Annotated in this window: 5 protein-coding genes; all 5 read right to left on the reverse strand. The window is 66.5% G+C overall.

The genetic code is table 11. The features are described from left to right. Positions 1 to 421: 421 nt before the first annotated feature. Positions 422 to 2,422 carry an exodeoxyribonuclease V subunit alpha gene (recD, locus tag FIV02_RS13835; protein ID WP_152488936.1) on the reverse strand — a complete coding sequence of 667 codons (2,001 nt, stop codon included), beginning with the start codon at positions 2,420 to 2,422 and terminating at the stop codon, positions 422 to 424. Then, positions 2,419 to 6,051 (reverse strand): exodeoxyribonuclease V subunit beta, encoded by a 3,633-nt coding sequence (recB, locus tag FIV02_RS13840; protein WP_152488937.1) that lies wholly within the window; start codon positions 6,049 to 6,051, stop codon positions 2,419 to 2,421. The genes recD and recB overlap by 4 nt, the downstream gene beginning before the upstream one ends. Continuing rightward, on the reverse strand, positions 6,048 to 9,464 hold the full coding sequence (gene recC / locus FIV02_RS13845) for an exodeoxyribonuclease V subunit gamma (RefSeq protein WP_152488938.1): 3,417 nt from the start codon (positions 9,462 to 9,464) through the stop codon (positions 6,048 to 6,050). Before recC ends, recB begins: the two co-directional genes overlap by 4 nt. A 92-nt stretch (positions 9,465 to 9,556) precedes the next feature. After that, the gene (locus tag FIV02_RS13850; protein WP_152488939.1) at positions 9,557 to 10,591 is read right to left on the reverse strand and encodes a sensor domain-containing diguanylate cyclase; all 1,035 of its coding nucleotides are present in this window, start codon (positions 10,589 to 10,591) and stop codon (positions 9,557 to 9,559) included. A gap of 237 nt (positions 10,592 to 10,828) precedes the next feature. Continuing rightward, a complete protein-coding gene (locus tag FIV02_RS13855; protein ID WP_256662963.1) occupies positions 10,829 to 12,784 on the reverse strand; it encodes a methyl-accepting chemotaxis protein in 1,956 nt (651 codons plus the stop codon). Positions 12,785 to 12,804: the final 20 nt, after the last annotated feature.

The raw sequence follows: 12,804 nt of genomic DNA on the forward strand, positions 1-12,804 counted from the left end.
ATTGCTTGATTCAGTTGTTAAAGAACAGTTGGTTAAGTCTTTCGCCTCAACCGAGGCCGCGCATTCTACAGCAACCTTTGTTTCTGTCAAGCTGTTTTTCGAAGAATTTTTTCTTTCTACTCAACCACTTGCGCTTTCGATCAGAGCTTCTTCTCTCCAGCGGGAGGCGCATTCTACAGCGTTCAAAACCGCTGTCAACCACCTCTTTTCTACCGCTTTCGATCCACTCGACCGAATCACCAACAGGGCTCAACCGCCACCCTGTCGACCGGCGCGCATTCTACACGCCTGACCCAGCTTTGCAACCCCTCTTTTAAACTTAACTTATTGATTAACAAGAAGTTTTCGAAGAGCTTCATCGCTGAAGTGGCGCGCATTCTACAACCCACAGAACACGCGTCAAGCTTAAATTGCAATTTTATTACTCGGCCGCCTCCAGCGCTTCGCGCAGGCCACTGCGACGCTCGACACGGCGCAGCACCGCCTGCTCGAAAATGCCTGTACGGCTTTCGATCAGGCTGAACCAGCGCCGGGCACGGGTGATTCCGGTGTACACCAGTTCCTTGGTCAGCACCGGGTTGAGCGCGTCCGGCATGAGCAGCGCGCAATGCTCGAACTCCGAGCCCTGCGACTTGTGCACGGTCATGGCGAACACGGTCTCCACGCTGCTCAGTCGACTGGGCAATATATGGCGCAACTCGCCACTGCCATCGTTGCGCGGGAAGACCACGCGCAATACCTGGCGCCCCAGCTCATCATCCGGCAGGTTCAGTGCAATGCCGATGTCGCCATTCATCAGGCCCAGGCTGTAGTCGTTGCGCGTCACCAGCACCGGCCGCCCCTCGTACCAGCCGTGGTCGGCAGCCAGCAGACCGGCTCGCTGCAGGGCCTGGGCGATGCGTAGATTCATTTCCTCGACGCCCCAGTTTCCCTTGCGCACCGCGCAGAGCAGCTGGAAACGGTCGAATGCACCCAGTACCGCCCTGGCCCAGCCGTCCCACTGCAGCGAGGGGGCGTCAGTGGCCGGGCGCTGCCTATGCAACACATCTAGATAGTGCCTGTAACCCTGTGCCAGGCCAGCGACGCCATCGAGCATGAAGCGCTCCAGCGCAGCATCCTGCTCGCCAGCCAGTTTCAGCCGCTGCAGATCGTCATGCCCCGCCTCCAGCACGCCCCTGGCACGGCTCGCGTCACCGGCGTTGACCGCCAGTGCCAGCTGGCCGATGCCGGAGTCGCTACCGAAGCGCCTGGAATGACGCAGCATGACGATATGCTGCGCCAGCGCCTGCTGCCCCTCGACCAGCGACGCATCATTCAGTTGCTCTCCCGTGCGCGCCTGCAACCAGGCCAGGGTCTGCGCGCTGTAGCCGCCCTGCTCGGCATCTCGGCAGAGATCGCCCAGCACGGCCCCCGCCTCCACCGAGGCCAGCTGGTCCTTGTCTCCCAGAAGAATCAGTCGCGCATGCAGCGGCAGCGCATCGAGCAGGTTGGCCATCATTTCCAGGTCGATCATCGAGGCTTCGTCCACCACCAGCACGTCCAGCGGCAACGAGTTGCTCGCGTCGTGGCGGAAATGACGACTGTCCGGCAGGCTTCCCAGCAGGCGATGCAGGGTCGTCACCGTGGTCGGGATCTGCTGCTTGATGGCGTCATCCAGCGGCAGCGACGCCACCTGACCACCGATGGACTCGGTCAGCCGTGCCGCAGCCTTGCCGGTCGGCGCCGCCAGGCTCAGGCGCAGCGCAGCGCCCTCGGCCACCGCAGCCTCCTGCAGCAGGGCCAGCAGGCGCACGACAGTGGTCGTCTTGCCAGTCCCCGGGCCGCCGGTGATCAGGGTGAAGCGTCCGCATGCAGCCAGGGCGCAGGCCAGCTTCTGCCAGTCGGCCTGACGCTCACCGGCCACCTGCAAGGGTTCCGGGAACAACCGGGCCAGGCGCTCGGCCAGGCGCTCCGGCTCTTGCGCCGTGGCCTGCAGGCGCTTGCGGATATGCGCGGCGACACTTTGCTCGTAGTCCCAGTAGCGCCGCAGGTACAGGCAGGTACCCCGCAACACCAGTGGCGCCGCCAGCTCCGGCGCCAGCAGCGCGCTGGCCCGGCAAGCATCCAGCCACTGCTCCAGGCTCACCGCCTGCAGCACCTGCGATGGCAACGCCAGCCCCTGTTCGGCCTCCTCGCCCTCCGGCGGCAGCGAGAGTGCGAAGTCCGGATCGTTCAGGGTGACCGCCAGGTCCAGGCACACATGCCCCTGCCCCAGCTGATGACTGGCCAGCGCGGTGGCCAGCAACATGAGCGGCGAAGCCGTTTCATCCAGCCCGGCGAAGAACTGCGCCAGCGAACGGTCCAGTTCGCGCAGCCAGCCCTGCTCGCTCCAGCGGGCCAGCATCTCGAAGAGCGCCTCCCGCGTCTGCAATACCGCACTCATGCCGGCACCTCCCCGGCATCGCCGACAAAGAGTGCGTCGAGCTGCTCGATCAGTGCCCGTGGCGGACGCGCCAGGTACTGCCCGTTGTGCGGCGAGCGCAGGAACAGATAGAGGGCGCCGCCCAGATGCTGGTCATAGTCGTAGTCGGCCAGCCGCAAACGCAGCTGCCGGTGCAGGGCGAGCACATAAAGCACGTACTGCAGGTCGTAACGGTGACTGGCCACCGCCTCGGCCATCGCCTCGGTGGTGTACGCGCTGTCGTCAGCGCCCAGCCAGTTGGATTTGTAATCGAGCACGTAATAACGCCCCTGATACTCGAACGTCAGGTCGATGAATCCCTTGAACATGCCATTGAGCGTATCGGCCCGCAGCGGCTGGCGGGCCAGGCCGGGCAACTCGAAGCGCTGCACCAGCGCATCGAGGCGTCGCACGTCGACCTGGCGCGCCTCGAACCAGAACTCCAGCTCCGACTGGTAGTCATCCAGCTGCGCCAGGCTGGCCACGCTGCCTTCGGCCAGGCGCAAGGGCTGCGCCAGCAGTTGCGCCAGCCAGTGCTGCAATGGCTCGATCCAGCCCTGCATACCCCGTCGCTGGCAACGCCGGGCCAGCAGGTCACGCATGACCTCGGGCTGCTCCAGGCAGTGCGCGAATCCTTCGCTGGCAGCCAGCTCGAGCAATCCGTGGAGGAAGGTGCCTGGGCTGGGCCCACGCGGGAAGCGGTGCAAGCCCTGCGCAGACACCGGCATGCCGGGCTGCTCCAGCACCGCGCCTTCATCATCCGTGGCGTTCTGGATGGCCGCGCTGTCCGGCGCCGCATCTTCGTGACGCTGGACGCTGCGCTGCTCGCCCTCGTCCAGGCGCAGTGCACTGTACGAGGAGATCCACCAGTGCTCGGCCGCACGTCGCACCGGCGTTCGCCATTGCGCCTGGAAGGCAGCGGCTGATTGTGGCTGATAGCGCGTGTCGCTCACCTCGGGCGGCGCCTGCAGACGAGTGCCGGCAGCGCTGCCGAAGGCGCGCAACCAGCCCTCGAGATCGGCGCTTTGCACCAGCGCCTCGCCACCGCCCAGCAGATAGCCGAGTGCGGACTGGTGTAGCCGCGACTTCCTGGCGTTGCCGATCTTCAGATCCGCCACACCCAGCCAGCAGGCATGCCGCGCGCGGGTCAGCGCCACGTAGAGCAGGCGCAGGTCCTCGCCCAGACGCTCCCGCTCGGCGCGCTCGAAGGCCTCCTCGTCCGCCTTGAGCAGCACGCGGCGGCGTTCGCCGTCCTGCACCAGCAGCGGCTTCTTCTCATCCAGCGGGCGGAAGCCGCAGATGAATGGCAGGAATACCAAGGGGTACTCCAGGCCCTTCGATTTGTGGATGGTCACCACCCGCACCAGCGCCTCATCGCTTTCCAGGCGCAATACCTGTTCGTCAGCGCCCTGCCCCTCGCCGGCCAGCAGCTCGCAGAGGTGACGGATCAGCGCCTGCTCGCCGTCCAGCTCGCTGGAGGCCTGTTGCAACAGCTCGGCCAGGTGCAGCAGGTTGGTCAGCACCCGCTCGCCATCGTCCTGCCCCATCAAGCGTTGCGGCAGGCTGAAGTCCTGCAGCAGCAGGCGCAGCATCGGCAGCACGCCCTGGCGCTGCCAGCACTGGCGATAGCCGCGAAACTGCATGACGCGACGCTCCCAGCTGCGCTCATCGAGGTTGAGGCACTCCAGTTCGCTCAGTGGCAAGCCCAGCGTGGCGCTGGCCAGGGCCGCGCGCAGCGGGCGGTCCTGATCCGGCTCGGCGCAGGCGCGCAACCATAGCAGCAGGTCACGCGCCTCCTGGGCGGCGAATACCGAATCCTTGTCCGACAGGTAGACGCTGCGCACCCCGCGCGCACCCAGCTCACTGCGAATCGCCTGCGCCTCGCTGAAGTCACGCACCAGCACGGCGATGTCGCTGGGCTGCAGCGCGCTCAATTCACCGCCGCGCAGGAAGCCGGCCCGCTGCTTCTGCCCCTGGTCGAGCAGCGCGACGATCTCACTCGCGGCGGCACCCGCCAGCGCCTCCACGTAGGCCTTCTTCGATAGCGGCTCATCCGTACTCAGGTGCCACAGTGTCAGCGCCGGCTGCTCCTGGCCCTGGACCGTCCAGCATTCCTTGCGGCCCTGCGCACCGACCTCGATGAACGGCAGATCATCACGCAGCAGGAAGGCGCCGGCGCCGGTCTCACGTCGCTCCGCTGCCAGGAACAGCGCATTGACCGCATCGACCATGGCCTGGCTGGAGCGGAAGTTGGTTTCCAGGTTGTAGTGGCGCCCATGGGTCGCGCGGCGTGCGCGCAGGTAGGTGTGAATGTCGGCGCCGCGGAAGGAATAGATGGCCTGCTTGGGGTCGCCGATCATGAACAGCCCGCAGTCCTCGCGGTTGGCCTCGACCTGGTAGAGGGTGTCGAAGATGCGGTACTGCAGCGGATCGGTGTCCTGGAACTCGTCGATCATCGCGACCGGGAACTGGCGGCGGATGACCTCCGCCAGGCGCGGCCCGTTCTCGCCCTGCAAGGCGACATCGAGGCGGGTGAGCATGTCGTCGAAGCCCATCTCGGCGCGCTGGCGTTTCTCCCAGTCGAAACGCGCATGCACCCAGGCGGCGGCATGACGCAACGCCGCCTCGCCCGGATCGCTCAGTGCGCCCAGGCGCGCCTCCAGCTCGGCCATGGCCGGCAGTGCCGGATGCTGCGGCGCCTCGCCCTTCCAGGCTTCCGCCAGGCCATCGGGCGTCAGGCGCTTGAAGCCGGTTCCCAGATCGACCACGGCCTCCTCGCCGCTCGCCCACTCCCGCAGCTTGTGCAGCCACGGGTTGTAGTAGCGCGCCTGGATCTTGCGCGCGTCCACCTGCTTGTCGGCGACGGCCTGGTCGAGCAGCAGCTGCAGCTCTTCGATCCATGTCGGCCAGGGTGCCTTCAGCGCCGCCAGCTCGACTTCGCGGGCACTCAATGCCTGGTCGAGCAAGGCGCCGAGCGTTTGCGGGGAAACCTCGGCCGCCTCCCCGAGCAACGGACGCAGGCGCACGCCAAGCCCGTCCGGCGTGCCCCACTGCTGTGCGACCCAGTTCAGTGCCGCGCCCTGCAGGGGGTAACAATGCTGCCGCCAGTAGTCGCGCACGACCTCGGCCAGCAGCTCGCTGTGATCGGTCTCCAGGGTCTGGCTGAACAGGCTGCCGCTGTCGAAGGCATGCTCACGCAGCATGCGCTGGCACCAGCCGTGAATGGTGGAGACGGCCGCCTCGTCCATCCACTGCGCGGCCAGCTCCAGGCGCCGGGCGCAATCGGGCCACTGGGCGGAGTCGAAGTCATCGCGCAGCGTCGCCAGCAAGGCATCGCCCTGGCCGTCACCGCGAAACACACTCGCCGCCTCCACCAGGCGGGCACGGATGCGGTCACGCAGCTCGCGGGTGGCGGCATCGGTGAAGGTCACCACCAGGATCTGCGGTGGCAGCAAGGGTTCGGCGAACGCCGCGTCATCGCCATGACGGAGAATCAGCCGCAGGTACAGGGCGGAAATGGTGTAGGTCTTGCCCGTGCCGGCACTGGCCTCGATCAGGCGACTGCCGTGCAGCGGAAAGCGCAGGGCCAGCGGACGTTGAACGGCGCTCATGACTGCACCTCCTCGAGCGCGCGCGGGGCACTGTCGAGCAGAGGCCGGTACAGGCGCTCGCTCCACTCGGCAAACGCGCCATCGGCCGTCAGGCGGGTGAAATCGGGGAACTGCCGCGTCAGACTGGCACTGCCCGCCACCTCACCGGTCATGTTGAATCCCCCCTCGTACACCGCACGCGCCTTGTCCTCGTTGCCGTCATGCAGCCAGGCCAGCGAGGTTTTCAGAGCGACCGGCAGCGGCGCGCGCATGCCCTCGCCCCAGTCCTGCAGCCAGACGGTGAGGATCTCGCGAGCCTGCTCGACAGGTACAGGGTCGAAGGCCAGCGAGCGGTCTTCCCCGACGAGCAAGGTGGTCAGCGGCAGCTCGCAGGCTGCCGCGATCACATGCAACACATAAGGCCGCAGCAGGCGGTGCCACTTCCACGCGCCCTCCTTGGCCAGCGCCCCCGGTACTGCCTGCAGGCTGGCCAGGGCGCCGTCAGCATTGCGGCGCAAACCGTTCAACCAGCCGTCCAGCAGCACATCGGCCTGAACGAAATGCAGCGGCAAGGGCGACTCGAGGGCATGCGGCCAGCGTTCAGCCAGCGCGCGATATCGCAGAACCTGCGCAGGCAGTGGCGCCAGCAACGCCTGCCGGTATTGCTCGCCAAAGCCTGCCAGTGGCAACACCCCGCTGCGGCGCAAGCGCTCGGCCGCGACCGTCAGTGCCGCTTCGGGAGCCTCCTCCTCGGCCAGCAGCGCCGCCTTGAGCAGGCGCTCCTGCAACTGGTAGCGCTGCAGGCCGTCCAGGGCGAAGGGTTCGGTGTCCAGCTGACGCTGGGCCTGTTCATCCAGGTGCACCTTGAGCCGGCGCGTGAAGAAGCATTTGACCGGGTCGCGCAGGAAGCTCTGCAACAGCTCGGGCGTGAGCGTGCCGCCCTCCTCCCAGGCTGGCAGCGCATCAGCGCCTTGCGCCTCCGGCAACTGGCCATGCAGCGCCGCCCATTCATGGGCATAGCTGTAGAGCGAGGTGTCGCCGGCGAAGTAGCGACGACTGAAAGGCTGCAAGGGATGCTCGGTGGTCAGCGCGTGCAGCAGATCGCTACCGTCCTCCAGGCGCCAGGCGCTGGCCAGGTGATCACGCAACTGGCCGATCAGTACCGAGGGCGGCCGCTCGCTGTTGTCACGCACGCTGCGCCCCACCCAGCTTATATAGAGGTGGTCACGCGCGGCGAGGAGCGCCTCCAGCAACAGATAGCGATCGTCCTCACGCCGGGAGCGGTCGCCGGGGCGGTAGTCGCCGGCCATCAGATCGAAATCCAGCGGCGTCTGGCTGCGCGGGTAGTCGCCGTCGTTCATGCCCAGCAGGCAGACATGCCGAAACGGAATCGCGCGCATGGGCATCAGCGTGCAGAAGTTCACCGCACCAGCAAGGAAGCGCTGGCTCAGCCGCCCCTGGTCCAGCCCGGCGAGCCAGGCTTCGCGCACCACCGCCAACGGCAGTGGCTCTTCCAGCGCGGCGCCTTCGCAGAGCTCGAGCCAGGTGTCCAGCGCCTCCAGCAGCTGATTGCGCAGCACCTCGTCGCGCTCGTCCTGGGCGAGGAAGAACGCCTCGAGCAGACTGCGCAAACGCTCGCCCCAGGCGCTTGGACTGGCCGGCTCGCGCAGGTTCTCCAGCAACGCGTCGAGCGCATCGAGCAGGCGGTTGAGCGGGCCGATCAGCGCGGCGTCCAGCCCGCCGATCTCATCGAACGGCTCGATGTCGGCGTAGGCCTGGCCACGCCCGACTGCATAGCCCAGCAGCATGCGACGCAGGCCGAAACGCCAGGTGTTCTGCTCCAGGCCGTGGCCCACGCCAAGCGTCTCGCGCTGCGCGGCGTCCAGCCCCCAGCGGATGCCGGCGCCCTCCAGCCAGCGGCGCAGGGTCGGCAGCGCTTCCTCGCTGATGGCGAAGCGCGCACGCAGCGCCGCCACATCCAGCAGGTCCAGCACCTCGCTGACGCTGAAGCGGCTCTCCGGCAAACGCAGCAGGTGCTCGAGCGCGATCGCCATGGGCTCCTTGCCGCGCAGCCCCTGGTCGGCCAGGGTGAAGGGAATGAAACGCGGATCGTCGCTGGCGAACTGGCCGAACACCGCCTGAATGTGCGGGGCGTAGGTGTTGACGTCGGGCACCATGACGATCACATCGCGCGGACGCAGGCTCGGGTCGCTGCTGAAGCGGTCCAGCAGCTGATCGTGCAGCACCTCGACCTCGCGCTGGGCACTGTGCGCGACGTGGAAACGCAACGACTGATCCTCTCCGGGCCGCAGCGCCGGCCAGGTGCGCCGGCTTTCCTCGAGTGGGCGCAGATCGAGGATGTCGTTCTGCACCTGGCCCAGCAGGCCGCCTTGCGCAGCGGGGCTGAACAGGTCGATGCGCTCGAACTGCTCGCGGTAGCGCTGCGGCTCGTCGTACTGATCCAGCAGGTTGATGTAGTCGCGCCCCTGCTTGCCCCAGGCGGCCAGCAACGGCTGGGCGTGCTGGTGCATCTCCGCCTCGTCGAACAGGCCGATCTGCCCGGCGGGATTGCCCTTGCGCCGCTGGCGACGGTACTCGTGGCGCAGCAGGTCCTTGTCCTCGACGATATCGCCCCAGTGATGCTGGCAGGGGTTGTGCACGAAGAGCATCACCTGGCTGAAGCGCGCCATGGCCGCCAGCGCCTCCAACATCTGCGCGGGCAACGAGGAAATACCGAATACCGTGATGCGCCGGGGCAGGCCCGCTGGCCGGCTGTCCAGTTCCCCCAGGCGGGCGACGAAGCGCGGGTGCACCCCGGCGCGACTTTCGGCCAGGTGTTCCTGCCCGACATCCGCCAGCAGTGCACGCCACAATGCGGGCTGCCAGAGCGATGCGTCATCCAGAGGGCGCTCGCCGCCCCGCGACGTGCGCAGACGATCCTGGCCGTTGGCCCAGTCTTCCAGCCAGTCGGCGCGGTAGACCTGGTACTGGTCGAACAGATCCGCCAGGCGCTCGGCCAACTGATAGCGCTTGCGCAGATCCTGGTCATCGGCCAGAAAGCGCCGCAGCGGAGCGAACGCGTCGTCGCTCAGCAGCTGCGGCAACAGGCGCATCAGGCGCCAGGTCAGCGGCGCCTTGTCCAGCGGCGATTGCTGGGGAATCGCATCACGCCCCAGGACGCTGCGATAGGCCTGCCAGAGAAAGCGCGCAGGCAGGTCGACATCCAGCGCCGCCGCGATCCCGCAGCCATCGCGTTCGGCCAGCGCCAGCTTGAGCCACTGCGCGATGCCGTTGCTCTGCACCAGCAGCACCTCATTCTCCAGCGGCCGCAGCGGATAGCGGCGCATCCACGCCACCGAGAGCGCACGCAGCTCTTCGAGGTGGTTACCGTGAATGACGATGAGGCCTGGCGACAGCTCCGGGCTGACGGACATCGACTAACTCCTGTCGAGAATCGAAGCGCAAGTTTGCCAGCATTTTCGGACAAGGTGCGCGATGGCTGCAGGAGTCGCTCGGTGCGCCGCGCCTATGAGCGCTGACGCTTGCGTTGCTGCTTGACGCGATACATCTCGCCATCCGCCAGGATGATGGCTTCCTCGGCGGTGGTTTCGGCGGGCATCACGGCAGCCACCCCGACGCTCGCGCCCTGATAGTCGAGGGCCTCCACGCCATCGCCCAACGGGTAGCGCCCGATCGTCGCGCGGCTCAGGCGCTCCTGCATCAGGCTGGCGGCGGTACTCAGCTCCTGGTCCAGGGCCGCGCTTTCCGGCGATGCGCCCTGGGCAATGACGATGAACTCGTCACCGCCAACGCGGCCAACGCTGTCACTGTTGCGCAGGCTGCGCTTGAGCTGGTTGGCCACGCCCTGGAGAAAGTGATCGCCGGCCTGGTGGCCATAGACGTCATTGATGAGCTTGAACCCGTCCAGGTCGATGACCCCGATCAGCACGTACCTGTTATCCCGCTGCGCCAGGGCATACAGATGCTCCAGGTCGCGCAGGATGGCGCGCCGATTGGCGAGGCCGGTGAGAGGGTCGGTCAGGGCAAGCGTGGCCAGCTCGGCGTTGGCAGCCTGGAGTTGCTCGACCAGCAGCTCGCGCTCCAGAAAGTAGCCCAGCAGCGTCGACAGCAAGCGCAGCACCGGTTCGACCTTGGGCGAACAGGCGACCTGCTGCGAACTTGCCGCGCAGACCGTACCCAGCACATGGCCGGCCTGGGAACGGATGGGCGCACTCAGGTAGGTCTTTATTCCCAGCGCCTGGGCGGCGTCGGAATCGCCCCAGCACTCTGAAACGTTGTCCGAGTACGGGCGGTTCTCCTCCAAAGCCCGCTTGCACAGAGTGTCAGCCCAGGGCACCACGAGCCCTTCGGGGATGACCATCGGCCCCGTGTTGCGGGCGATCTCGACCCGCTGAAAGCCTTGTTCAAGGTTGATGGTCGTCAGGTAGGTCGACTCCATACCCGTGAGCTGGCCGAGCAGCGCCAGCAGAGGGCGAGCCAACTGTTCCAGGGAGCGGGCCTGGGGAACGGTCTCCGACAGGAGGGATAGGATCTGGTCCATCTGGACGTACCAATAGCGAGGCCACAGAACCGTTGTCGATCAGGAAAGAGCAGCCTGAATGAAGCGCGTTTCCCTAGATGCCGACGATCACTGCTGACAGCCCACCGCTGCTGAGCCATTCCCTTAAGGTGGCATCACTCTAAGAATAGAGGGTCTTTGCCCAAGTCGCGTTTTTTTCAGAAAACTCGGCGGAGCTTCAGGGCTGCGGACTGGCGCCGAGCCCCGAAACGCTACTGACTAGCCCCGGCTCAACCCGGTCAAGCGGGACGACAGCGCCTGCATGGCGCTACTGACCTCATCCAGCGCCTGGGCATCGCGGGCGTTCTCCTCGCTGATGCTGTGGATGCGCACCGCCAGTTCGTTGATCTCCTGAGTGACGTGGCTCTGCTGCTGCGCCGCCACGGCGATCTGCTGGGCGCGCTGGGAGATATCGTCGAAGCTCTGTACCGAACTGGAGAGCGCCGAGGCAGCACCTTCGGCCTCGACCACCGCATGCTCCGTGCGCGCCTCCCCCGCCTGCATCGCCTGCACCGCCTGGCGTGACGCCTGCTGCAGCGCACTGATCATGTTGCCGATTTCATTGGCCGAGGACTGGGTCTTGCCCGCCAGGGTACGCACCTCATCGGCCACCACCGCGAATCCACGGCCTTGCTCACCGGCACGCGCAGCCTCGATGGCCGCGTTCAGGGCCAGCAGATTGGTCTGCTCGGAGATGGCCTTGATCACATCGAGCACCGCCCCTACCTGCTGGCTGTCTTTCTCCAGCTGGCTGATCACCGAGGCCGCACCCGCCATTTCCGTGGACAGCGCCTTGATCGCCGCACTGTTGGACGCAACCTTTTGCTGCCCCTGCTGCACGACGACCAGCGAACTCTGCGCGGTGTCGGCGCAGTCATTGGTGTTCTGCGCCACCTCCTGCGCACTCGACGACATCTCGGTGATCGCGGCAGCCAACTGCGTGTTCTCCTGCCGCTGCTGTTCGGCACGCCCCGCCAGGGTACTGCTCAGGCCGCCCAGCTGCGCGGCCTCGGCCTGCAGGTGATCGGCTTCCTCGGCAATGCGCTGGAGCATGGTGCGCAACTGTCCGGCGTAGCGATTGACGGCGTGGCGCAGTGCGCCGATTTCGTCTTCGCGCTCCACGCTCAACTCGACATCACGGCTGGCCGAGCCGCGCCCCAGCGAATCGATCTGCGCAGTGGTTTCCTCCAGCTGACCGATCAACTTGCGCCCTGCCAGCCAGGCCAGCGCCAGCAGCACCGCCAGCAAGGGCAACAGAAACAGCAGAATTTCCCAGGTCAGCGCATGGGCCAGGCCCGTGACCCGCTCCTGCGGCGTCGCCAGGCCGATGACCCAGCCGGTGTCCGGCATCACGAACAGACTGACGCGACTGGCCTGGTTGAGCTGCTCATCCTGTTCGAGATCAATGTTGCGAATGCCCCCGGCGCTGCTGCCGCTCAACGCATCCTGAATCGGCTTGAGCCAGCCGTGCTGCTGCGCCAGGTCGGCGAACTTGACCATCGCGCCACCCTTGCCGCCGGTCATGCCCGGAAAATGCAGTACGTTCCCGGCCTGATCGAGCGCGAAGGCATAGCCGTCGGTGACCTTGCCCTGCTCGGTCAGAAAGCGCGCCAGATCATCCAGCAACAGGTCCAGCGTGGCGACCCCGGCAAAGCGGCCACTCAGCTGGTATGGCACGCTACAGGTGACCATCGGCACCCCCGTCACCGCATCCTGATAGGCCTCCGACCAGAGGCACTGGCCGAGCTTGCTGCTACGGGCGCCGGTGTACCAGGCATCGTTGTGATAGCCAGGCCCGTCTGCCGCGTTGTAATCGTCCGAGTAGCTCAGGCGACCATCGGCCCCACGCGCCCAGAAGAAACTGCGGCGCTCGACGCCGTCACTGAAGGCATTTGGCTCGGGCCAGACGCCACCACCGGCGATCGCCCGGTCCCCCTGATTGTCGATCAGATTCGGCAGGCTATCGCGATACAGCGCCTCCTCACGCGGCAGCACCTCGGCCAGATGCGCGAGGCTGGCCGTCACCCCCTCGATACGCGCCAGCTGCAACGCCAATTGGCGCACGATGGCGCTGCCGGTTTGCTCGATCAGCTCACCACTGGCCGCCACCACACGGGGTTGCCCACGCAAGGCCATCACCGAGAACACCGCCAGCGCGGTGAGAATCAGAAGCACGATGCAACCCAGGGTCAAGC

Source organism: Pseudomonas sp. THAF187a, assembly GCF_009363395.1.
GTDB classification, from domain to species: Bacteria; Pseudomonadota; Gammaproteobacteria; order Pseudomonadales; family Pseudomonadaceae; genus Aquipseudomonas; species Aquipseudomonas khazarica.